The organism is Bryocella sp. (assembly GCF_058498515.1).
Genome location: NZ_JBMHYI010000067.1, coordinates 37,435 through 61,776 on the forward strand (window position 1 = coordinate 37,435; position 24,342 = coordinate 61,776).

Genomic DNA, 24,342 nt, shown 5'->3' on the forward strand with positions numbered 1-24,342 from the left:
CTCCTCAGGCTCCGGTCAGGGTGCCGGGTATTTCACTGTGTGGTGCATCTTCGGGGCCCTTCTGGATGGCGTTATACACCAGCACAATCCAGAGAATCGACAGCACGCTGTACATACCCAGGAACCCCAGCAGAGTAAACAGGCTGGTCCCCGCGCCAATGTGTTTGGAGTAACCCTCCGATGTCCGCATCAGCCCATACACCAGCCACGGCTGTCGTCCGATCTCCGCTGTCATCCATCCCGCAATATTCGCGATGTACGGAAACGGAAAGCTGAGCAGCAGGAACCACAGCACCCATCGTGTGCGATACAGCACACCGCGCCACAACAGGAACGCCGCGAGCGCCATGATCGCCACGAAGTACGTCCCCAGCCCCGCCATGATGTGGTAGCTGTAAAACAACAGCGGCAGTGTGCTCGGCCACTGGTCTTTCGGGAACTGGTCCAGCCCCTGCACCTCGGCCTTGGTTGTGCCATAGATCAGGAAGCTCAGCACATCATTCACGGCCAGCGGGTTGTCGATCTTCTGGTTTTCGACATCCATCTGGCCCATCAGCACCATCGGCGCGCCCTTCTCGGAATGGAAGAGTCCTTCCATCGCCGCGATCGCCACCGGCTGATGCTTCGCCACATACTTGCCGTGCAGATCGCCCGTCGGGAAGATCTGCAGGATGCACGAGACGATGCCCGCGACAACGCCAACTTTCAGGAAGATTCGCCCGTAGTCATCGGACCGCTTCTGCAATACATAGAAGGCGCCGACAGCGGACATGACGAAGGCCGCAGTCACCACCGCAGCACACTGGTTGTGGATGTACTGTAGCCACGCCCAGGGATTCATCATCAGCCCCCAGAAGCTGCTCACCTCATACGTGCCGTTCGGCAGCAGGCGATACGCCACCGGATGCTGCATCCACGCGTCCGTCACGATGATGAAGAAGCCCGAGATCCACGACCCCACAAACACCAGGAACGCTGAACCCCAGTGTGCCAGCCGCGACAGTCTTCTCTCGCCGAACAGGAACAGCCCCAGGAACGAGCTCTCCAGGAAGAACGAGAACACCCCCTCCATCGCCAGCGGCTGTCCAATCACGCCACCCGTGCGCCGCGAAAATTCCGACCAGTTCGTGCCGAACTGAAACTCCATCGGGATGCCCGTCACGACGCCCAGCAGAAAGTTCACCGCGAAGATGCGCGCCCAGAACCGGGCCGCATTGTCGTAGCGCTCATCGTTGGTCCGCAGCGCCATGGTCTTCAGGACGACGATGAGCAGCGCAAGCCCCATCGTCAGCTGCGGGAAGAGGTAGTGATAGGTAATCGTGAAGGCGAAGTGGATTCGATGTAGTGTGAGAGCGTCCATCCGGCGTGCGACCTCAGCACGATCCTACGACGGTCTTCCATCCCTTCGCGACCCTCTATAGGGGGATATCTCGCGAGTTGCGCGGTAATAGGAGCGCTACACGAAGCGCGGTATTACGCGGTGATTTGCATCACAACACCCGGTCGGTCTCGACACCTCCGGGCCAAGAGCTGGTGCCAGTGTGTGCGGTCATCGACACGCATCGACGTTCGACCACCCTCCAGCTCAACCTGCGAGCAGACCCGTTTTCCTCTCGCGTACTCGCTACGATGAAGAGGCATGGCTGAAGCAACACTGCTCGATTCGCAACTCCTCGTCCACATCGCCCAGTCCCTCAACCTTCCGCTCCCCGGCATTCGCTCCGTGATGGCGCTGCTCGATGAGGGCTCGACGGTGCCGTTCATCGCGCGCTACCGCAAGGAAGCCACCGGAGCCCTCGACGAGGTGCAGATCCGCGACATCGCGGAGAAGATCACCTACTTCCGCGAGCTCGTCTCGCGCCGCGAAACCGTCCTCAGTTCCATCGCCGAGCAGGGCAAGCTCACAGACGAGCTCAAGGCCAAGATCCTCGCCACGCTCGACCGCAGCGAGCTCGAAGACCTCTACCTCCCATACAAGCCCAAGCGCCGCACCAAGGCCACCATCGCCCGCGAGCGCGGCCTCGAGCCCCTCGCGGACTACCTCTGGAACCAGCAGCCCGCCGCGCTTGATCTCATCGCGCTTGCTCAGACGCTCGTCGATCCCGCCAAGGAAGTCCCCACCATCGAGGACGCGCTCGAAGGCGCTCGGCACATCGTCGCCGAGCGCATCAGCGAAGATGCTGCCGTCCGCAAGGCTACTCGCGCCCTCCTCTTCGACGAAGGCATCATCATTGCTCGCAAGGCTATGGACGCCAAGGACGAGCAGGAAAAATTCAAGATGTACTACGAGTATCGCGAGCCCGTGAAGACGATCCCCTCGCACCGCATGCTCGCCATCCGCCGCGGCGAGGCAGAGAACGTCCTCTACTGGCTCATCGAGATGGACGAGCCCCGCGTCATCGGCCTCATCCGTTCGCGCATCGCCACCGCCGACGGCGACTGGACGCCGCATCTTTCCCTCGCAATGGAAGACTGCTGGAAGCGCCTCCTCAACTCCTCGATCCAGGGCGAGATCCGCCTCGAGCTCAAGCGCCGTTCCGACACCGCAGCCATCGATGTCTTTCGCGAGAACCTGCAGCATCTGCTCCTCGCCGCACCCGCCGGCCCCATCAGCGTGCTTGGCATCGATCCCGGGCTCCGCACCGGCTGCAAGATCGCCGTCGTCGATGAGACAGGCAAGTTCCTCGCCGAGGACGTCATCTATCCGCACACCGGCCGCACCAACGAAGCGAACGACAAGCTCGCGGCGATGCTCTCGAAGCACACCATCCGCGCCATCGCCATCGGCAACGGCACCGCCTCTCGCGAGACCGACACCTTCGTCCGCGAGTTCCTGCAGGCCAAAGGCCTCGCCGACATCTTCCGCGTCACCGTCTCCGAAGCCGGCGCCAGCGTCTACTCTGCCTCCGATGTCGCCCGCCAGGAGTTTCCCAACCTCGATCTCACCGTGCGTGGCGCCATCTCCATCGCACGCCGCCTGCAAGACCCGCTCTCCGAGCTCGTCAAGGTCGATCCCAAATCCATCGGCGTCGGCCAGTACCAGCACGACGTCGATCAGCGCCAGCTGCAGGAGTCGCTCGAAGCCACCATTGAGAGCTGCGTGAATCGCGTTGGCGTTGACCTCAACACCGCCTCGTGGACGCTCCTGCGCTACGTCGCCGGCATCACCGAGCGCACTGCACAAAGCATCGTCACCTTCCGCGATGCCAACGGCCGCTTCCGTTCCCGCAAGCAGCTCATGGAGGTCGCCGGCATCGGCCCCAAAACATTCGAGCAGGCCGCCGGCTTCCTCCGTGTGCGCGACGGCGAACAGCCCCTCGACAACACCGCCGTGCACCCCGAGTCCTACGCCCTCGTCGAGCAGATCGCGAGCTCACTCGCAACGCCCGTGCCAGAACTCATCAAGAATCCGAAGCTGCTCGAGAAGGTGAACAAAAACGCTATCAGTGCGGGTAGTTTCACTCTCGCCGACATCCTCGAAGAACTGAAGAAGCCCGGCCGCGATCCCCGCGACAAGTTCGTCGCCCCATCCTTCAGTGAGACCGTACGCGAGCTCTCTGACGTTCAGCCCGGAATGGTGCTCGAAGGCGTCGTCACCAACGTGACCAAGTTCGGGGCCTTCATCGATATCGGCGTCCACCAGGACGGCCTCGTCCACATCTCGGAGATCTCCAACAAGTTCATCAAAGATCCATCCGAGGCACTGAAGGCGGGCCAGATCGTCAAGGTCAAAGTCCTCTCCGCAGATGCCAAGACAAAACGCATCGCTCTCTCCATCAAGCAGCTGCAGACCCCATCAGGCCCAGCCACGAGGCCTGCGCAGAGCCGTCTTGCGAAGCCCACGCCCGCAGCTCCGCAGTCGATGGAAGAAAAGCTGGCTGCATTGAACTCTCGCTGGAAGGTTCGGTAGGAACGTAAAGCATCCGCACAAACGAAGAGGCCAGCCCATGGGCTGGCCTCTTCGTTTGTGTCACCAGGAATCTGTGTTTCAAGATTCTATGGTGCGGAGGAGGGGACTTGAACCCCTATGGTTTTACCCGCTAGCACCTCAAGCTAGTGCGTCTGCCAATTTCGCCACCTCCGCAGCTCGGGCCTGCGGAACACCGCGAGGGGTGTGGCAGGAGCTACCGTGCGAACCGAGACCTAGTATAGCGCATTCTGCCGCTTACGTGAAACCAAGGTGACAGCCACGGAGCAGCGGAGCGTTGCGGCTGAAGTGCAGCGGTAAGCACGCTGGTGCCCGGTGCGCACAGCCCCTTGAGGCTTGCAGCACCCGCCAAAGGTCACGGCATTGAGGAAATCTATACGTCTCGGACTTGCCTTTTGCATCTATCGTTTTTATACAGATTGTTATAGCGATTTATTGCAGTACCCACCGGAGGCCCGCGTGACCGCACGCTCATTTGCAGCTCTTGCTTTTCTTGCCATCACCCCCGTCTCATTCGCGCAGATCGCCAGCGAGCTGAAGGGCCAGGTCGCGGATGCGACCGGCGCCGGAATCCCCTTCGCCAGCCTCACGCTGATGGAACAGAGCACCCACCAGCGCTACGCCGTCACCACGGACGCACGAGGCTACTTCGACTTCGCTGAACTCGTCCCCGGACGTTACGATCTCGACGCTGCTGCCTCCGGTTTCAAGGGACTGCATCAGCAGGGCATCGCCGTAGGCATCGGAGCCACTGTCAACGTGCCGCTCACGCTCGCCGCGGGTGCTGCGAACGAGACGGTGGATGTCACCACGGCTTTGCCGGTGCTGCAGGCGGAGACCTCGGACATCCAGATGGCCATCTCGGCCGAAAAGATTGCCGCCATCCCGCTCAACTCGCGCAACTTCATCAATCTCACCCAGCTCGCTCCCGGAGTGGAACTGCCTCCGGGTACGCTGCTGCCGCGCATCAACGGCGGCCGCCCCCGCACCAACGAGTACCTCTACGACGGCATCTCCGCCTTGCAGCCCGAGCCCGGCCAGGTCGCCTTCTTTCCGATCATCGATGACATCGCCGAGTTCGCCGTTGAGGCCAACAACGTCTCCGCCGAGTTCGGCCGCTTCAACGGCGGCGTCGTCAACGTCAGCACCCGCTACGGTACCAACCAGTACCATGGCAGCCTCTTCGAGTACCTCCGCAACGAGAACCTGAACGCCCGCAACTTCTTCGCTCCCACCGGCCGCAAGCCCGACTACCGTCGCAACCTTTACGGCGGCACTATCGGTGGTCCTATCCTCCGCGACCGCCTCTTCTTCTTCGGCGACTACCAGGGCATCAAGCAGGCCATTGGCGTCACCCGCATCTCTACGGTGCCCACGCTGGCGCAGCGCGCCGGCAACTTCGGTTCGACGGCCATCTACAACCCCGCGACCACCACCTACAACGGCAGTGTCTACACCCGCCAGCAGTTCCCGGGCAACACCATCAACGTACCGTTCGATCCCGCGGCCCAGGCCCTGCTTGCCCGAATTCCGTTGCCCACCTCGAACGCCGCCACCAACAACTACAGCCGCACCGCCAACGACATCGACCACCAGAACCAGTTCGACTTCCGTGTAGACTTAGCGCACGGCACGCGCGATCACGCCTTCGCCCGCTACACCTACTACAACGAAGTCGAGCAGCCCGTCACGCCGTTCCCAGACGGCAGCGGCGCGATCACCGGCTCCGTCCTCGGCACCGGCAACGTCACCGGCCTCTCCAACGTCCTCGGCCAGCAGGCCGTGCTCAACGAGACCCACACCTTCACCACGCATCTCCTTAACGACGCCCGTGTCGGCTACACGCGCCGCGCCAACTACCTCTCCGGCAACACGGTGAGCACCACGGCCTCCACCGCTCTCGGCATCCCCGGTATCCCCACCAACGCGGCCTTCAACAACGCTCTGCCCACCTTCACCTTCTCCAACGGTTTCGGCCAGATCGGTGCCCCCGTAGGAGCCTTCACGAACTATCAGACCGGTGTCTGGCAATTCGTCGATACCGTCCTCTTCACCCGTGGCGCACATTCCATCAAGGTCGGCGCGGACATCCGTTGGTACCAGCTCAACGCCGTCTCGCCGCCCAGCCCTACCGGCTCCTTCGCCTTCACCAACACCGGGACTGACACGCAGGCCAGTGGCGCCGCCGCCGGCGGCAACGCCTTCGCCAGCTTCCTCCTCGGCCAGGTCGATACCTTCTCCATCGACCTGCAGAGCTCCACGATCCGCCCCCGCGATCACATCGAAGCCTTCTTTGCGCAGGATGACTGGCGTCTCTCCCCCAAGCTCATCGCGAACCTTGGCGTGCGCTGGGACATCCACAATCCCTCCACCGAGAAGACCAACCAGGGCGCGGTCTTCAATCTCGCAACCCAGCAACTCGATTATCTCGGCGTCAACGGCAACCCGAAGTCAGCCCGCGAGACCCACTACCTCGACTTCGCTCCGCGTGTCGGCTTCGCCTATGAGCTCACACCGCGCGCCGCTCTGCGCGGCGGCTTCGGCATCGTCTTCATCGACCAGTCGGGTATCACCACGCCCTTCACCACGCCGCAGTTTCCCTTCATCCAGAACGTGCAGCAGAAGACCCAGGACTCGGTGAACGCGGCCTTCGCGCTGTCCAGCGGCCCCAGTGTGCAGCCGCTCACACTCACCCCCAACGCCGGCCTCGGCCAGAGCGTCTACACAGCCAATCGCACCGCCGGCCCCGGCTATGTCGAGCAGTGGAACCTCGCCGTGCAGCGTGCCATCACGTCCTCGCTCTCGTTTGAGGTTGCCTATGTCGGCTCGCACATCGTGCACGTCGGCATCCCCGACATGAACCTCAACCAACTCACCGCCGCACAACTCGCCGCCGGCCTCACCAACCCCGGCTCGCTCACTGGTCAGGTTACCAATCCCTACTACGGCCAGATCCCGACTTGGAGCTCAATCGGCACCAAGACCATCGCCGCCGCGCAGCTGCTCAAGCCTTATCCGCGCTTCCAGAACGTCGCGGTCTACCGCAACAACTCTGGCACGACGAACTACAACGCCATCGAGGCCAAGGTCGAGCAGCGCGTCACCCGCGGCCTCACCTTCACTGTGGCGTATACGCACTCCAAGCTGATCGACGATGCCTCCAGCGTCTTCTCTTCCACGGTTCTCTCGTCGCCCAACTCCTCCAGCCTCACCGGCGCGGACACCTATCGCCCGTATCTCGAGCGCGACAGCTCCACCGGCGACATGCCCAACGTGGAGGCCGTCAGCGTGGTCTACGACCTGCCCGCTGGCCGCAACCATCGCTTCGCCTCCGGCCCCGTAATGGACCACATTTTCGGCGGCTGGTCGATCAACAGCATCTACACCGCCCAGTCGGGTATGCCTGTCGCTGTGACCCAGACCACCAACTTCAACAGCTTCGCCGGCTTCGTGACCGCGCGCCCCAACTACGTCTCCAACCCCACGCTGCCCATGAATCAACGCACCACGCAACACTGGTTCAACAACGCCAACTCCGCGGTACCGACCAGTTACCAGGGAAGCGCAGCCTTCGTCGCAGCCCCGCAGTTCACCATCGGCAACGCCTCACGCAATCCCGTGCGTGGCCCCGGCTTCCGCGACATGGATCTCTCGTTGATCAAGCACACTCACGTTACCGAGCGCACGGTGGTCGAGTTCCGAGCCGAGCTCTTCAACGTCCTCAATACTCCCGCCTTCGCCCAGCCCAACGGCGTCGTCGGCAACACTGCCTTCGGCACCATCACCGGCACCAGCGCGGAAGAACGCGTCGCCCAGTTCGCCATCCGCGTAAGCCGCTAGAGCGGCATCACAATCGGGTGCCCCTTGTCCGGATCCTCGGACCCGGGCTTGCTTCCCCGACCACATCGGGGCGAGCGTCGCATCTCGCACGCGCTACACTCTCTTGATTACCCTCATCCCATGGGAGAGAGAAACGTGCGTGCAGCAACATCGTGGATCCTTGCAGGAGTGTTGTCCTTGAGCGCATCAAGCGCCGTAGCTCAGAGCGCTGCCTCGAAGGACCTCGTCCTCCAGGCCCCCGCAGGCAAGTGGGCCATCGTGCTCCACGGCGGAGCAGGTGTCATCGAGCGCAGCAGCATGACGCCCGAGCGCGACAAGGAGTACCGTGCCGGCCTGGAGGAAGCTACCCATGCCGCTGCGAAGGTCCTCGACAAAAACGGTCCCGCAGTCGATGCCGTCGAAGCCGCGCTCCGCGTGCTCGAGGACAACCCGCTCTTCAATGCAGGGAAAGGCGCCGTCTTCACCGCCGACGGCAAGAACGAGCTCGACGCCTCCATCATGGACGGCCGCTCGATGATGGCCGGCGCCGTCGCCGGGGTCACACGAACGAAGAACCCCATCTCGCTCGCGAAGGCCGTCATGCTCAAATCGCCGCATGTCTTCCTCGTCGGCAAAGGCGCAGACGAGTTCGCGGCCAGCATGGGCCTCGAACAGGTCGACCCCAGCTACTTCTTCACCGAGGCTCGCTGGCAGGCGCTGATCAAGCAGCTCAAGCGTGAGGGTGCGCCGATACCTCCGCGGCCTGCAGGCGCGCCGCCAGAGCCCACGCTGCACTCCGAGCTCGAACCTATGCCGCAGGAAGATGCCGACGCCCACAAGTGGGGAACCACGGGCATCGTGGTTCGCGATCGCGCCGGCAACGTAGCCGCAGGCACCACTACCGGAGGCACACAAGCCAAGCGCTTCGGCCGCGTCGGCGACTCGCCCGTCATCGGCGCGGGCACCTATGCATCCAACCACTCCTGCGCCGTCTCCGCCACCGGCACCGGCGAGTACTTCATCCGCCTCACCGTCGCACGCACCATCTGCGCGCTCGTCGAATACAAGGGCATGAAGCTCCAGGCCGCGGTCGATGAAGTCATCAAGCAGGTCGGCGACATCAAAGGCGACGGCGGCGTCATCGCCCTCACTCCCGATGGCCAGCTCGCCTGGGGCTTCAACACACCCGGTATGTTCCGCGCCCGCCTCGTCGAAGGCGGCGCCGTACAGCTCGGCGTCTATCGCGACGAGCCTTAGAAGATCTTCGCCAGCTCCGCGAATCGCTCCAGCTCCATCAACGTCTGCCCCGCCGGTGCCGCGTCCACCACCTCGTGCTCCAGTACCCACGTAAAGTCGTGCGGAATGAAGATCGCATTCAACCCCGCACCCAGCGCAGGGTTTACGTCCGACCGCGGCGAGTTCCCAATCATCCACGTCGTTGCCGGCTCGCACGCGTGGTGCGCAATGAGCCTCCGATACGCCGCCACATTCTTTTCGGGAAGCACCTCAACCCCGGAGAACAACGGCGCCAGTCCGGACCGCTCCAGCTTGTTGCGCTGCTCGTCGTCATTGCCCTTCGTGACGAGAATGCAGCGATGACGCGTCGCGAGATCGGCCAGCGTGGCCTCCACATCCGGCAGCAGCTCAATCTCCTGGGCCGCAATTGACTCCGTGAAGCTCACAATCCGCGTGTGCTTCTCTGGCGTCAGAGGCTCATCAGCGAGCTGCTCGAAGCATGAAATCAGCGAGCGCCGGAAGCTCAGCAAGCCATAGCCGTGCTCCGCAATGGTGACATGCTCGCAGTGGTTCAGGTACGTGCGAACCTCTTCCGGCGTGTGCACCCGGTGGTCGAGATACGAGATGAACGCCGCGATCGCGCTCTCAAAATAGATGTTGTTCTCCCACAGTGTGTCGTCCGCGTCGAAGAGCAGCGTCTGTCGCGTCATGCGCGAGGGCTCGGGCATAGAAATGATCACGCTTTGAGTTTACTTGGGCGGCCGCGGCCGTGAGTTTACTTTGCCAGCAGCGGCTGAATCAGCCCCTGCACATTCGCCGCGACCTGCTTGTTGCCCTGCGCCGTCGCATGCGTGCTGTCCGCCTGCATGTCGCCTGGTACGCCCCACACCTTGTCCAGCAGGAAGGGAAGCAACCGCACGTCGTACTTCTTCGCTAGCGCCGGGTACATCGCGTTGAAGCGATGGATATAGTCTGGCCCATAATCCGGCGGCAGCGTGATCCCCGCCAGCACCACCGTGGCTCCGCCATTCTGCAGCCCTTCGATCATCGTTGCCATATTCTGCTGCGTCGCCTCCAGCGGCAGCCCGCGAAGCCCATCGTTGCCGCCAAACTCCAGCACCACAATCTTCGGGTGGCGCGAGACGATGTGGGGAAGCCGCTCCACGCCATCTTTCGTCGTGTTGCCGCTCACTCCCGCATTCACGACGTGGTAGTGGAACCCAGCCGCATCGAGCCTCTGCTGCAGATAATCCGGATAGGCCTGGCCGGGATCCGTACCGAACCCCGCCGTGAGGCTGTCGCCAAAGCAGACAATCAGCGGGCGAGCGTCTGCCGGCTCCTCCGGCTGCAACGCAGGAGCCCCTGTTGATATTGCGTGGAACTCCGAAGATGCTGCAGGCGTAGTCTCTGGTGCAGGCTCAGCGCTCCTGCATCCAATCGACACCGCCGAACCGCATAGAATCGCGGCTGCCATGGTTACAGCTAAGATGTTGCTACGTCCCACCAGTTTCACACCATCATTCTTGCAGAGGATTCCTCGCCTTGACCAACGCCGCCCCCGTCTCCTCCACATCACCCGGCAAACCCATGATCGTGGTGGACGCGCTGCGTAAGTCGCTTCGCACCGGTTCGACGACCGTCGACATCCTCAAAGGCATCACCTTCAGCATCGTGCAAGGCGAGTTCGTCGCCATCATCGGTGCTTCGGGCTCCGGCAAGTCCACGCTGCTTGGCCTGCTCGCGGGGCTCGATAACCCCACCTCTGGCAGCGTCGCGCTCAATGGCGCCGTGATCAGCAACCTGCCCGAGAACGACCTCGCCCAGATCCGCGGCAAGACGATCGGCTTCGTCTTCCAGAGCTACCAGCTCATCCCCACGCTCACCGCGCTCGAAAATGTACTGCTTCCGTACGAGCTCAACGGCGATCCCCATGACGCCACGGGAGGCTCTTCGGCAGCCGGCCGCGAGCGAGCCCGTCAGCTACTCGACAGTGTCGGGCTCGGCTCGCGTATGGAGCACTACCCCGTGCAACTCTCCGGTGGTGAGCAGCAGCGCGTCGCCATTGCTCGCGCCTTCATGCTGCGGCCGCCCATCGTCCTCGCCGATGAGCCCACCGGCAACCTCGACACCGCCAACGGCGGCCACGTGCTCAACCTTCTCCTCGACCTCAACCGAACCGAACACACCACCCTCGTCCTCGTGACGCATGACCCCGCCCTCGCCGCCAAAGCCCGCCGCCGCATCACCCTCCGCGACGGCCTCGTGGTGAGCGACGACGCGTCTTCCGAATTCGAAGACGCATCGCAGGCAGGCCTCTAGATGGCAGGTCTCTCCTACGCTACAGCCACCCGCATTGCCCTGCGCGAGCTCAAAGCCTCGCGGGGTAAGTTCGCCTTCGTGCTGCTCTCGGTGGCCATCGGCGTCGCCGCGCTCACCGGCGTGCGCGGCTTCTCGTCCTCCTTCCGCTCCACGCTCCTGCTTCGCGCCCGCGCCATCATGGCCGCCGACATTGCCGCGAAGACCTTCCAGCCGCCCACACCCGAGGAACGCACCAAGCTGGTCGCTCTCGAAGCCAATGGCGTGCAGGAAACCGAGGTCACCGAACTCGTCTCGATGGCCTCCGCCGCCGGTTCGCTCGACCCACTCCTCGTCTCGCTCAAGGCCGTCGACCCCACGCGCTATCCCTTTTACGGCGACGTCACACTCGATCCTGCGATGCCCCTCCCGCAGGCCCTCACGAGTGCGACCGTCGCCGTCGGCGACGACCTCCTGCTCCGCCTGCACCTCAAGGTCGGCGACTCCATCAAGCTTGGTACCCGCACGTACCGCATCGCCGCCACAGTGCTCGAAGAGCCCGACCGCCTCTCCGGCTCCTTCGCCGCCGGCCCGCGCGTTCTGCTCTCGCAGCAGGCCCTGACAGACTCCGGCCTCATTGCCCCCGGCTCCCACGCCAATCGCCGCTACCTCTACAAACTCCCACCACCACAGCCGGGCCGCGCGCTTTCGGACGCTGCCGTAGCCGCGCTGAAGGCGCAGCTCGAATCCACGCTGCCCGAAGCCCAGCTCACCGACTACCGCGAGGCCAACCCCTCCATCACCCGCGCGCTCGATGGCGCCACCGGCCTGCTCTCGCTCATGTCCCTCGTCGCTCTGGTGCTCGGCGCGGTCGGCGTCGCGATGGCCATGCGAGCCCACCTGCAGCAACGCCTCGACTCCATCGCCATCATGAAGTCCCTTGGCGCAGGCTCCTCGCAGGTCATCAAGATCTACACAATCCAAACGCTCCTGCTCGGCCTTGGCGGAGGCCTGCTCGGCGTGATCTTTGGCATCGGCGTGCAAGCCGCGTTTCCACTCTTTCTCGCGAAGCTTCTGCACCTCACGCCCGCCTTCCGCATCGACGCCGGTGCCTCCGCGCTTGGCCTCGGCTCCGGCCTGCTCACCACGCTGCTCTTCACGCTCCCGCCACTGCTCGACATCCGCGACGTCCGCCCCATCCTCATCCTTCGTCGCGCTGTCGAAGTCTCCGACGATCCCTTCGCCACCCGCCTGCTGCGCAAGCTTCGCAAATCCGTTGCGGAGATCCTCGCCGTAGTTCTGATCCTCCTTGGCCTCGTAGCCCTCGCCTGGCGCGTCTCCGACTCCGCCAGGGTTGGCTTCGCCTTTGCGCTCGCGATCGCCGCCATTCTTCTCGTGCTTCTCGCCGCCTGCGCGCTTCTCCTCTGGCTGCTGAAGAAGTTCCTCGCCCGCACCCGTCTCAGCCTGCCTTCCGTCCTGCGCCACGGACTCGCCAACCTCTACCGCCCCGGCAACCCTTCCGCCGCGCTGCTCGCTGCACTCGGCCTCGGCGTCATGCAGATTGCCACCGTCTACATGGTGCAGCGTTCCATCGTGAACGACATGCAGGCCGCCATCGCCGAGAACCTGCCCAACATCTTCCTCGTCGACATGAGCAGCGACGAAGTCGCCGGTGTCCGCACCTTGCTCGCGCATCAGCCGCAGGTCAAAGGCACGCCCGAGCTCGTGCCCGTCTTCGGCTCTCGCATCCTCGCCATCGACGGTGTACCCGCAGCCGAACTCGAAAAACAGCGCGCCGCCGAGCGCGCAAAGCAAGGCAATCCCCAGCAGCGCGGTCCTGGGAACGGTCCTGGCACCGGCGCCTTCCGTTCCATCAATCTCACCTGGCCCCCGACGGACAACGCTCCGCCCCCCGGCGAGACCGTGGTAGCAGGGAAGTGGTGGACCTCTGCGGAAGCCGCCGACGCGGCGCAACATCCCATCGTCGCCATCGAACGCTCCCGCGCCGACCGCCTCCACATCAAGGTTGGCCAGCAGGTCACCTTCGCCGAGCAGGACACCCAGTTCACCGCCAGGGTCGTCGCCTTCTACGACACCGATAGCCGCCACGCCTTCTCGCGCGCCGAGTTCAACGTGCCCTCGAAGGTTCTCGAAGGTATGTCCGTCGTCTGGTACGGCGGCATCCACTGCGATCCCAGCGCCACCAGCCAGCTTCGCCGCGTGCTCTACGAGCATTACCCCACCGTCACCGTCATCGACGTCGCGGCAACTCTCGAAGTCGTCCGCCAGGTCATCCTGCAGATCACCTACGTCATTCAGTTCCTCGCCGCGTTCTCCATCTTCGCCGGCATCGTGATCCTCGCCAGCGCCATCGCGGGCACACGCTACCGCCGCATCCGCGAGGTCGTCGTCCTCAAGACCCTCGGCGCCACGCGTCCACGCATCGCCACCATCTTCTCCATCGAGTTCGCCGTGCTGGGCCTGGTCGCCGGCCTCGTCGGCATCATCTTCGCCAACCTGCTCGCGCGCACGCTGCTGCTGCACGCACTCCACTTCGGCTACCAGTTCCAGCCCTGGCTCTCACTCGGCGAGTGGCTCCTCGTTGGCCTTCTCACCGTAGCCGCAGGCTGGAGCGCAAGCTTCCGTGTCCTCGGCCAGAAGCCGCTCGAGATCCTCCGCGAGGACTAAAGCTGTAGCAGCAATCTCTCAATCGAGGATGTGTCATTTCGACTGGAGCAGGACAGCTTCATTGTGCGGCATTGTGCGGCGGAGCCGAAAACCTGTCGGTAAGCGTCTGCGCTGCGAATCGCCCATCAGCAGGTTCCTCTCGCGAAGAAGCTTCATTTCGGCCCGCACCACATCACGCATCGCCGCCATGTTCTCCACAGGTTGACCACTGGCGGCTCTCTCCGTACACTAGAAAAGTTGGTCGATGGTGGCTCTCCCGGAGCCTGCGATCAACGGTTTCATACCAGCGCTGCCCTCTCGTTCAATGGTAGGACTAGCGACTCTGACTCGCTCAATCGGGGTTCGAATCCCTGGGGGGCAACCACTATGGTTGCGCGCGCGCCGAAAGGCGCGCGTTTTCTTGGTTCATTTTTGTACCTCTTCGGACCCACCTGCTCCATCTAAGTGGTGTGGTTCATCCGATGAAACCCTTGGGGTACTCACCTACCGCGCTCTCAGCATCTGCACGATGCGGTTGTACTCCCGCCGCGCCTCGGTTAACGGAACCCTCGGCTGACCCTTCAGCAGTCGCTTGACGTCCTGAACGGCCGTGTAAGCGCCCCGCTTCATCCGGTCCGCGAGCGGGTTCCGGCCGGGAGTCGAGGGAACCAGCCCGGCGCGGCGCAGATAGTTGTTGGCCCGGAACAGATTTTCCCACGCTGACTCGTGAAGCTGGAGATTGATGTTCAATGACACCGAAACATTGTCTCCGTTCTTGAGCCAGTGTGGTGTATTCACCGGGCTATGCACGCCGACCCCAGGGCGCAGACGATGCACGATCGCTCGTGATTCAAGATGTGGCTTGTAGGTCGCCGAAAGATTGTCACCCATCCAGTAACGCTCCAGCTCCTCATCGGGAAGCACGTCTTTATCATCGCGATCGAACAGGTGCATGTCCTTGTTGCCGTGAATCTGCAGCAGCCACGCGCACTCCCGGTCAATGTGGTACTCGGTCACGCGGTTCGGCGACGTGATAAACAGAATCGCCTCGAACCACTTCACATCCTTCAGGAACTCTTTGCCGGCCAGTCGCACCAGGTCCGCAATGCAGTTCTCGAACACCTCGCGATACCCAGGTTCGCGCTCGATATGCTTCAGGATGATCCAGGTCTGCCCCTGCTCGATCTCCTGCACCAACTGCTGTACATGGGCCTTCGCGTCGCTGCGCAACTGCGCTCCGCTCGCGGCCGTGCCTTCGATGTGGATGTCGCCCCTGGCGTGATGGGGCCTCTCCCGCGCCGCCACTCTTTGGGCCAGCTCGGCGATGGCGGGAACTGAGAAGAGCGGGTTGTCCGAAAGCGTGTGCTGCACTGCATGCGGCAGACGGTTGAAGTTCTCGGTGAAGATTTCCGGGTTGCAATGGATGACGCTTTCGCGAGTGGCCGACATGGAGCTCCTCAATGTAGCTATCCATGAAAGTAATCAGCGCCCGCGGAACAGCTGTCATTCGCTCGTCATCCTGTTGTCAGCGCTCTGCCTGAACGCCACGCCCAATGTCGGCACTGGGCATGGCATCATCGCGCATTGCGCGGCGGATGAATATCCCATAAGCGAGCGTAGAACTGGTGAATCGCAAGTTGTCCTTGCATGACGAAGCGGGTGACAACAACCTCGTTGTCTACGTGGTCATCCTATTGCAATCGCTCCATATACCAAGCAGGATGCGCGACAACGCGGAAGTCCAGGGCAAGGTAAAACCTCTGCGCGTCGTGGGTGATTAGGGTGATGCGTTTCAACGTAGTCAGGTCCGGATGCTCCAGCACAGAGCGGATCAACCACGCGCCCAAGCCCTGACCCCGGCGCTGCTCCACGATGAAGACATCGCATAGGTAAGCGTAGGTGACGTAGTCGGTGATGACGCGCGCCAGGCCGATCTGGCGGCCACCTTCCAGCAGTGAAAAGCATAGAGAATGGCGCAGGGCGCGTTGCAGGGTCTCCTCCGTAAGGTCCGCCCACCACTTGGCCTCAGCTAGGAACCCGAGAACGGCTGCAGGATCCAGACGTTCAGGGTCGGTGGAGATCACAAACTCTCCCCTCTCGCGAAGATAATAATTCACATAAACCACGTTTCCCTCTGAGCAGTCCCGCAATCCCTGCGAGTCAGGCAACGAACTACATCTCACAAAACAAAACGATAATGCCGTTTCGCCCGTGTAGGGCGGGTTATGTTCAATATTAACAATACTGTCTTGGGGGATCTCACCATCGGGATGTCCTGGCTATATAGCGTAGTCGTACCGAAAGAGCATCAGCGTGGCGAAGAGCACGATGCCGGCGCCGACGAAAGCCTGTGGGGCGAGTCGCTCGCCCAGAATGCTGAAGGCCAGCGCCACGCCGAATAGCGGAGTCAGGTACAACGATGCCGAGGCCACGATGACATCCACAGAGGCCAGGGCGCGGAGAAAGAGCACCATGGAGACGCCGTATAGAAATACCGCCAGGTAACCGAAGGCGCTCCACTGGATCAGGCTTAGGTGGGCCAGCGAATGCAGGCAATGCGGCTCCACAGCGAACAGTAGCGGCAGGCTGAACGCGGTGGTTGCCAGGTAGCTGAAGAACAACGTCTCGATCCCGCTGAAGGACTCCAGGAGCCGCTTGGAGTACACGTTGTAGAACGCAGAGCCGAAGCAGCCGATCGCGATGAGGCAGTTTCCCGCCAGTTCATGCGCTGGTGTTCCTGGTCCAGTGGAGCGGGGCAGGGGCGACAGCAGGAAGACACCGGCAAAGCCAAGCAACAATGCGCCCACGCGTAGCGACGAAAGCCGCTCGTGGAGCAGCCACACTGCGATCACGGCGCCAAAGATCGGGATGAGAAGACTGAGGATCGCGCCATTCGAAGCGGTCGACCAGGTGACGCCAAGCGTCATGCCGACCTGCGCCATCAACTGACCGCCGATGCCGGCGAGGACGAACTCGCGTCGCCACTGCCATGCAGCTCGAAACCGTTCCTCAAGCCCGCCACGTAGCGCGAGCAGAACCAGTCCCACAGCAGTAACGAAGTAAAGCGGGAAGAGCGCGATGGTCAGCGGCCCCGGCCCACCCGCAAGCAGCTTCACCGCGACGCCTTGGCCCGCCCACAGCAGGTTCGCAGCCATCAGCAACAAGATGGCGCGGAGGTTGCGGCTCCGCTGAGGGAAACACACTAGCATGGGACTTCAGCCCGTTCCAGCCGCAGAATTCGGATGCCGAAGGCATCCACGCCGTCCGAGCTGTCTTCGAAGAGCAAGGGGGCAGAGCCGTGTTCGCGGCCCCAGGTCTCCGCGATCGCCGCGACCTTCTCGCGATCCTCTGCGCGGCCCAGTATGGCGACGACACCACCCGCGCCGCCGCCCGTCATCTTTGCGCCTGGCAGTCCCGCATGGAGCGCACGCTGCACCAACTCGTCGCAGGCCTCTGCTCTCAGCCCACACTCTGCATACGCTCGGTGGGACTGGCAGAGAATCTCCCCTACCAGCTTCAGTGTGCTATCGGTCCAGTGGGCTGACTCCAGCAGAGTTCTCACCGTCCGCACGCGCAGGCTTTCGTCCGTCGCATAGCGCACCGCGGCCCGTACGGGGTACTCCTGCTCGGGATTCACGCGGGTAAACGGATCGACATGCTCTCCGTAGCGGGAGAGGAACTCGCTGCCAGGCATCCATTCCGGCAACGCGCGCTCATGGCGGGAGCGAAACTCAGAGGGCGCGAGGTTGGAGAGATAGCCGTTCCAACGCGCATCGATCCAGCGAGGAATCTCTGAGCTCTCATCGCGGACGATGTCCAGCCCCTCGCGGTCGCACAGGATGCGATACCCCATGAACGCAGCCGCCCGTGCAGCCTCATAGGCCTGGCCGGTTGTCGAGCGCGGTGTATTGGAATCGAGCCCCCAGATGCAAACCCCAGCAGGCAGCGCTAGCACCGGGGATGGCAGACATGGCTGGCAAAGCAGCGGAAGTAAGTGATCCTTGCGGCCGAGCACGATAGCGGCCTGGTCCATAATGCCGCAGGCGGCTCCGGCTACCGCGTTCTCAACCCACTGCGCCGCAGTCGCCAGCGCCACGCCGCTGAGCGGAATCTCCCACAGCGCTGCGACCGCGCAAAGCGCCGCCACGGTAAGCGCTGCCGAAGAGCTCACACCTTTGTTGGGGGGAAGGTCGGAGACGATGAAGAGGTCAAGCCCACAGCGGAAGCCGGCAGGTGCTTTTGTCTCGCGACGCAGCAGGAAGCACACTGCGCCCAGCACATATCGTCCCCAGAACGCCGCGGAGCTTGAACACATTGTGGCGATGGCCGCGGGATCTTCCAGGTCGGCCAGTGGAAGTTCGAAGTGGGTATTCCAGCCGAAACGGCCAGCACCAGGATTCAGCACTCGCACCTGTCCTGTGGCGTTTGGCGCGCAAGCAACCCATACAGACTCGCGGAGCAGCCCCTGCAGCACCATCCCGCCGGTGTAGTCCACGTTGCCGCCCATTACGTCGAGGCGGCCGGGAGCGCGTGCGAGCAGCACAGAAGCCTCCGGCGCAAAGAAATCGTGTGCCGCCAACTCGGCGACGACGGTCTTTTCGTCCAGAGGGTTGGGGTTCAGATTCCTGATATCCCACGGTGCCATTCGCCAGGTCAGGTTATCGGATCGCTATACAAGGAGTATGAATCCGTTACGCTAGTCGGCCACCTGCACCTTTGTGATGCGGCTGAGCCGGGCCAGATCGTCCGGCGAGATTCCCTTGTCCGTGAGGATGAGGTCGCAGTCCTCGATGCCGCAGAGGCGATAGGTCGCCTCTGTGCCAATCTTGCTGCTGTCCACTGCAAGGATGCGTCGCTTGCCCGCTTGCAGCAACTCATGCTGCGCGTCGGGGTCATGCACCATCACTCCGCGAGTGAACGAGATGGCTGCCGCGCCGAAGATGACCGTGTCGGCAAAGATCGAGGTCAGGCTCTTGGCGACGGCGTGCCCAATCAGGTCATGGCTGCTGGAGCGATAGACGCCTCCTGTCAGCTCCACGCGAATGCCCTCGGCAGAGGTCAGCTCCTCGAGCGCTGCCAGCGAGAAGGTGAACACCACAATATTGCGGCGCGCGCGTAACTCCCGCGCCACATACAACGTGGTGGTGCCGGAGTCCAGCACCAGGGACTCGCCGTCCGAAACCAGTGCACAGGCTGCTGCACCGATGCTGCGCTTGGCGTGCGACATCTTCTCCAGCCGCTCGAAGAAGCTGCGTTCCGCACCGCGCCAGTGTTCAATACGCGCTCCGCCTGGGATGCGGATGACCTGGCCGGCTTCAACCAGCTTCTGCAGGTCGCGACGAATGGTCATCTGCGAGACGTGGCAGGCTTCAGCGATCTCCGCAATGGAAGCGGAGGTGTTTATTTTTAACATCTGAACGATCGAATCGAGACGCGAACGTTCGTTTGTCTCACTCATGGCCGTGCGTCATCTCCGGAAATGCTCACGCGATTATATACATCTTGCGCATACTGGCGGCAATAGCGCTGGTTCTGATGCAAAGAGAGCCCGAAGCCGGACTTCAGGCATCTTGTGAGAATAATTACCATCGTATGGTGCTATTTTGTCCGTTATTAACATCGGCTTGGTAGGGTCGTCTCCATCGCACCTTGACTGACCCTCTGGCCTTGCACTCCCACGTGTTCGGAGCCCGGCCCGGAGGCTGTGCTACCCCTTTTGCCTCCTTGTCCTTCTCTTCTGCTGCGAACATTCAAGCTTTTTGGAGCCCTTTATGACGTGTGCTGTCTTCTTTTCTTCGGCAACCGCCGGCGTTCGTGCCCGCCTTCGCCCCTGCCCCTCGGGCAGCAGGGGATTAGCGGGCCGCATCGCCGCTGGGGCCATCCTGATGTTCGCGCTTCTGTTGGGCGTCGCCGCCCATGCCCAGACCTTCTATGGATCGGTGGGCGGCATCGTGAAAGATTCCGATGGCGCGATGGTGCCGGACGTGGCCGTGACTGTTCATGAAGACAGCACGCAGACGGAGTACAAGACGGTAACGAACCACGCTGGTGTGTACCGCATCTCCTTCCTTAAGCCGGGCACCTATACCGTGCGCTTTGAGCGTGACGGTTTCGCGAAGTACATCACCCAGCCGCAGAACCTGGTGCTGAATCAGGATCTGGTGGTGGATACGGTGCTGAAGCCCGGAGCGGCCACCGAGGTCGTGACGGTGAGCGGCGCGGCCGACGGCCTGAACACCACCAACTCGCAAATCGGCGGCGAACTGAGCACGGCCGAGTTGATTGACCTGCCCGAGAGCACTGGCAGCAAGGGCGCGAATGAGTTCTTGCTGACCAAGACCTTCGCCGGCGCATCGAGCACCAGCCAGGACTACTCCAACGTCAACAATCTCTCGCTTGGTGGCGGCCGTCCAGTCTCGAACCCGATCATCATCGACGGTTTGCCCAGCAACATGGGTGTCGACGGCACCTACGGCCTCATTCCCACGCCGGACTCTACCGAAGAGCTGCAGGTGCTCACTTCACCGTTCTCCGCGCAGTATGGTCAGAGCGGCGGCGGAGCGATTCTGACGACGACCAAGTCCGGTACGGACCACTTCCACGGCTCGGGGTTCGAGTCCTACAGCTCGCAGAACCTGGTCGCCCTGGGCTACTTCACGGCTCCCGGAACTGTGGTTCCTCCGCAGTCCTTCAACTATTTTGGAGGCTCCGTTGGCGGTCCGGTGTGGATTCCGCACGTGCTCGACGGCCGCAAGCATCGCCTCTACTTCTTTACGGACTGGGAAGACACGTTGAACAACACAGCGAGCCCGGTGAACACGAACGTCCCCACTGCGGCCGAGCGCACCGGCGATTTCTCCGGGCCCTCGTCGTTAGGTGGCGCAGCGAAGACGATCTACGACCCCAATACCACTGTCGTGACCGGTGGCAAGATCAGTCGCACTCCATTTCAGGGCAACATCATTCCTAAGAACCTGCTCGATCCGGTTGGACTGAACATCGTCTCATTCTTCCCCCAGCCCAACTGCAGCTTCCTGAACGGCAAGGTAACGAACAACTACTGCATCAATCCCATCGCACACAGCAGCTATCTGTATAACGCGGATCGCGTGGACTTCAACGCCTCCGACTACGACCATATCTGGGCGAAGTTCTCGCGCGACGGCCCAACCAACAACGCGGTGCAGGATATTCCGAACGCTGCGAATCCTTCGGCGACCAATGGCTGGAAGGACGATCACTACGAGATCTCATGGAGCCGCATCTTCTCGCCGCGTATCTCGAATGAGGCTCGCATCGGCTATGTCTCGGAGGTGAACTTCGCCTCGCCGCAGCCCGCACCGGCCGGCGCCATAGGACTGCAGGGAGTGCCGCTGACGCAGTTCCCCAGCGTTTCCACCACGCAGTACGCGAGCTTCGGTGCAGGCTCCTTCGCCAGGACGCGTGACGGGCACATTATCGTTAACGACGCCATCACGATGCAGTTCGGCCGTCACACGCTTTCGGTGGGCGGTGAGTTCATGCGCTACGCCTATAGCAAGTACCAGCCCGGCGTGCTCTCGGGAAGCTACGGCTTCTCCGGCATCTTCTCCACCGTCAATGGTCAGTCCGGCCTGGGTGTCGTGGACCTGTTGCTTGGGCTGCCGGCGAGCGCAAGCATCAGCACCACGAATACCGTCTTCCACGAGGACCTGAATTACTTTGCGGGCTATGTCCAGGATGACTACCGTCTCTCCCAGAAGCTGACCGTCAACGTTGGCCTACGCTACGAGTTCGACGGGCCATTCTCCGAAAAGCACAACAACATGTACACCTTCAATCCGAACATCGTGGACCCCACGACGGGCAAGATGGGCGGCATTGAGTTCGCAGGCTACAACGGCGCACCGCACAGCATTATGCCCAACACGTATACGGGTATCCTGCCGCGCGCCGGCTTCAATTATCACTTGTTCCACAGCACGGTCGTGCGCGGCGGTTACGGCATCTATGAGCTACCCAGTATTGGTTACGGCGGCCAGGGATTTACCTCTGCCTCTACAGTGGCTGCCAGTTTCCAGAGCTCGAACCCTGGCGTCACTGCTCCGTTCCAACTGGACCAGGGCGTGCCAGCCTATAGCCCCAACGTCGGACCCAACGGCGAGCCGCTCATCCCCTCCAGCCTCACCAGCCCATCCTTCAGCCCCATCGAGTTGCCGCAGACCGCCATCCTCCCTTACCTGCAGGAGTGGCAGTTCGGCGTCCAGCAGAGCCTGGGCGGCAACTGGGTGGCCGAGGTGGACTATGAGGGCAACCACGGTGTGCATCTGCCAGTGGCGCTGCCCACCAACCAGATTGCGCCTTCGGCGGGCTGCTGCTTCGGCGTGAGCAACACCCAGAGCCTGCGACCGTATCCGCAGTTCCTTACGGTGACCTGGCTGACCAATGGCGGCGCTTCGGCGTATGCCGCGATGTACGCCACGCTTAGCCACCGCTGGAGCAACGGCATCTCCGTGCGTGGCGCCTATAGCTGGGCGCATACGCTGGACGATGCCGATGGTCCCTCGCGCGCCGACGCCGCGCCCGTGCAGAACTACTACAACCTGCATGCGCAGTGGGGCACGGCGATGACCAACATCCCGCAGCGCTTCTCGCTTTCGCTGGTGGACGCGCTGCCCTTCGGAGCAGGCGGGAAGTTCCTCACTCGCCCCCGCGTGCTAGCGCAGGTGATCGGGCATTGGAAGGTAAGTACGGTGGCGCAATTCCAAACGGGCTATCCGTACTTCATCACGCAGACCAATCAGCTCGGACTCTTCTCCGGCGGCCAATATGTGACCAAGGTAGGTGACCCCAACATCGCGCGCGGTCAGCGCACCGTAGCGCGCTGGTTCAACACCTCGGCCTTCGCCATCACGAACCCCAATGTCCTGGGCAACGCTCCGCGGGCCGCGCTCTATGGCCCAGGGCAAAATGTGTGGGACATCAGCCTGCAGCGCGACTTTCCCATCTGGGAGCGCGTGGCCTTCACCGTCCGCGCCGACGCGCACAACGCCTTCAACCATCCACAGTTCTCCGGCCTGGGAACGACCATCGGCACTGCCACCTTCGGCACGGTTACTGGAGCTCAGGATCCACGCCAGCTACTGCTGGTCGGACGCCTCCGGTTCTAACGCTGGATAACGGATAACGATAAACACACTAAAGAAGGAACATCAGACGATGCGTACTGTAGTTAGTAATCTCCTTATCCTCCTGACGATCGCCGGCGGTGTTGCCAGAGCCCAGACGGGCTGGCAACCGTTGGAAAGCGATGGCAAGATCCGCGTGATCGCCCATCGCGGCGAGCACCTGCACCACCCGGAAAACACGATGCCGGCGTTCCAGGCCGCCATCGATGCGGGCGCGGACTACTTCGAGCTGGACGTCCGCACTACCTCGGACGGCAAGTTCGTCATCATGCACGACCAGACGCTGGACCGCACCACCAACGGCACGGGAGAGGTGCATCAGCACACCTTCGCGGAGATTCGCACGCTGGATGCGGGTGCGAAGTTCTCTCCGGAGTTCGCTGGAACCAAGGTGCCTACACTCGACGAGGCCTTCGATCTGGCTCATGGCAAGATCAACGTCTACGTAGACACCAAGTACGCCGAACCGCAGCAACTGGTTGACACGATCATGAAGCATGACATGCAAGACCACGTCGTGATCTATGGCAATCCGTTCTTCCTGTATGAGGTGAAGAAGATTCGCCCCACGCTGCGCGTGATGCCTGAGGCGATCAGCCCGGACATCTGCAAGTTCATGGTGCGCGCTATGCAGCCGCAGGTGCTCGCCTTCGACGCCAACGACTTCAAGGATCCCGTGATCGCCGTCGCCAAGGAAGCAAGCGCGAAGATCTTCGTCGACCGTCTGGGCGATGCGGATAATCCGGAGACGTGGCAGAAGGCCATCGACCTCGGCGCTGCGGGCATCCAGACGAACCGCCCCGGCGACCTAGCGCAATGGCTTAAACAGCACAATCTTGCGACGCACTAAGAACACCCGTTCTATTCCCCTTGGGCTGCCTCGCAGAGATGCGGGGCAGCCTCTTTTTATCTCGCCAGTTTTGCGGTGAGTGCCCCCGCTGTTGTCTGGCGCTGATTTCCGACACAAGCGATGAGCTATGCGTAGATGGTTAATTGAATTTTGACTGCCATCCAGGAGCAGTCCGATCGCCCGAGAGAAAATCTCGCGCCAAATGAACCGGCTTTGCCGGTTTTTTGTCTTTTGAGCAGATGCAACTCCGCCCCGAGGTTGATATGACGCATCTCGCCGCGGCCGGCTTTTCCGCCGACTACGTATACCGCGAGACAAAGCGCGCGAAGGAGGGTCTCGGGGACGCGAAGACGAAGCTGTGGCCAGGAATCGATATCGAC

At 62.4% G+C, this 24,342-nt stretch carries 15 protein-coding genes and 2 tRNA genes; 8 read left to right on the forward strand and 9 right to left on the reverse strand.

Annotation, left to right across the window (positions count from 1 at the left end; all coding sequences use genetic code 11):
• Nucleotides 1-4: 4 nt before the first annotated feature.
• A complete protein-coding gene (locus AC5E6W_RS20065) occupies nt 5-1,360 on the reverse strand; it encodes a cytochrome ubiquinol oxidase subunit I (RefSeq protein ID WP_491754116.1) in 1,356 nt (451 codons plus the stop codon).
• 279 nt (nt 1,361-1,639) lie between these two features.
• Between AC5E6W_RS20065 and AC5E6W_RS20070 the strand changes: the two genes are divergently transcribed.
• The gene (locus AC5E6W_RS20070; RefSeq protein ID WP_491754117.1) at nt 1,640-3,910 is read left to right on the forward strand and encodes a Tex family protein; all 2,271 of its coding nucleotides are present in this window, start codon (nt 1,640-1,642) and stop codon (nt 3,908-3,910) included.
• A gap of 89 nt (nt 3,911-3,999) precedes the next feature.
• Here AC5E6W_RS20070 and AC5E6W_RS20075 read toward each other — a convergent pair.
• Nucleotides 4,000-4,084, reverse strand: a tRNA-Leu gene (locus AC5E6W_RS20075).
• A gap of 303 nt (nt 4,085-4,387) precedes the next feature.
• Between AC5E6W_RS20075 and AC5E6W_RS20080 the strand changes: the two genes are divergently transcribed.
• Complete coding sequence (locus AC5E6W_RS20080; RefSeq protein WP_491754118.1) at nt 4,388-7,768, forward strand: TonB-dependent receptor; 3,381 nt, start codon at nt 4,388-4,390, stop codon at nt 7,766-7,768.
• A 168-nt stretch (nt 7,769-7,936) separates the two neighbouring features.
• Nucleotides 7,937-9,004, forward strand: coding sequence for an isoaspartyl peptidase/L-asparaginase family protein (locus AC5E6W_RS20085; protein ID WP_491754129.1), 1,068 nt, complete (start codon nt 7,937-7,939; stop codon nt 9,002-9,004).
• Here AC5E6W_RS20085 and AC5E6W_RS20090 read toward each other — a convergent pair.
• Nucleotides 9,001-9,723 (reverse strand): HAD family hydrolase, encoded by a 723-nt coding sequence (locus tag AC5E6W_RS20090; protein WP_491754119.1) that lies wholly within the window; start codon nt 9,721-9,723, stop codon nt 9,001-9,003. The two genes, AC5E6W_RS20085 and AC5E6W_RS20090, sit on opposite strands and share 4 nt — an antisense overlap.
• A 35-nt stretch (nt 9,724-9,758) precedes the next feature.
• Nucleotides 9,759-10,457: an arylesterase gene (locus AC5E6W_RS20095; protein ID WP_491754120.1), complete on the reverse strand. Its 699-nt coding sequence runs from the start codon at nt 10,455-10,457 to the stop codon at nt 9,759-9,761.
• 113 nt (nt 10,458-10,570) lie between these two features.
• On the opposite strand from AC5E6W_RS20095, the gene AC5E6W_RS20100 reads away from it, so the two are divergent.
• The 3 genes from AC5E6W_RS20100 (at nt 10,571) to AC5E6W_RS20110 (ending at nt 14,330) form a co-directional block, all read left to right on the forward strand.
• Nucleotides 10,571-11,302 (forward strand): ABC transporter ATP-binding protein, encoded by a 732-nt coding sequence (locus AC5E6W_RS20100; protein ID WP_491754130.1) that lies wholly within the window; start codon nt 10,571-10,573, stop codon nt 11,300-11,302.
• The gene (locus AC5E6W_RS20105; protein ID WP_491754121.1) at nt 11,303-13,966 is read left to right on the forward strand and encodes an ABC transporter permease; all 2,664 of its coding nucleotides are present in this window, start codon (nt 11,303-11,305) and stop codon (nt 13,964-13,966) included.
• A 290-nt stretch (nt 13,967-14,256) separates the two neighbouring features.
• Nucleotides 14,257-14,330, forward strand: a tRNA-Gln gene (locus AC5E6W_RS20110).
• A gap of 119 nt (nt 14,331-14,449) precedes the next feature.
• Here the strand turns inward: AC5E6W_RS20110 and AC5E6W_RS20115 are convergent.
• The 5 genes from AC5E6W_RS20115 to AC5E6W_RS20135 all read right to left on the reverse strand — a co-directional run bounded on the left by AC5E6W_RS20115 (nt 14,450) and on the right by AC5E6W_RS20135 (nt 19,403).
• Complete coding sequence (locus tag AC5E6W_RS20115) at nt 14,450-15,394, reverse strand: hypothetical protein (protein WP_491754122.1); 945 nt, start codon at nt 15,392-15,394, stop codon at nt 14,450-14,452.
• A gap of 242 nt (nt 15,395-15,636) precedes the next feature.
• Entirely contained in the window at nt 15,637-16,029 is a 393-nt protein-coding gene (locus tag AC5E6W_RS20120) for a GNAT family N-acetyltransferase (RefSeq protein ID WP_491754123.1), read from the reverse strand.
• Nucleotides 16,030-16,224: 195 nt separating this feature from the next.
• Nucleotides 16,225-17,148 (reverse strand): DMT family transporter, encoded by a 924-nt coding sequence (locus tag AC5E6W_RS20125; RefSeq protein ID WP_491754124.1) that lies wholly within the window; start codon nt 17,146-17,148, stop codon nt 16,225-16,227.
• A complete protein-coding gene (locus AC5E6W_RS20130; protein ID WP_491754125.1) occupies nt 17,148-18,590 on the reverse strand; it encodes a GHMP family kinase ATP-binding protein in 1,443 nt (480 codons plus the stop codon). The genes AC5E6W_RS20125 and AC5E6W_RS20130 overlap by 1 nt, the downstream gene beginning before the upstream one ends.
• A 51-nt stretch (nt 18,591-18,641) precedes the next feature.
• Complete coding sequence (locus tag AC5E6W_RS20135; protein ID WP_491754126.1) at nt 18,642-19,403, reverse strand: DeoR/GlpR family DNA-binding transcription regulator; 762 nt, start codon at nt 19,401-19,403, stop codon at nt 18,642-18,644.
• 313 nt (nt 19,404-19,716) lie between these two features.
• Here AC5E6W_RS20135 and AC5E6W_RS20140 point away from each other — a divergent pair, with 313 nt between their 5' ends.
• Together AC5E6W_RS20140 and AC5E6W_RS20145 are read left to right on the forward strand one after the other, a co-directional pair.
• Nucleotides 19,717-23,094 carry a TonB-dependent receptor domain-containing protein gene (locus AC5E6W_RS20140; RefSeq protein WP_491754127.1) on the forward strand — a complete coding sequence of 1,126 codons (3,378 nt, stop codon included), beginning with the start codon at nt 19,717-19,719 and terminating at the stop codon, nt 23,092-23,094.
• Between the two features lie 49 nt (nt 23,095-23,143).
• Nucleotides 23,144-23,962 carry a glycerophosphodiester phosphodiesterase gene (locus tag AC5E6W_RS20145; RefSeq protein ID WP_491754128.1) on the forward strand — a complete coding sequence of 273 codons (819 nt, stop codon included), beginning with the start codon at nt 23,144-23,146 and terminating at the stop codon, nt 23,960-23,962.
• Nucleotides 23,963-24,342: the final 380 nt, after the last annotated feature.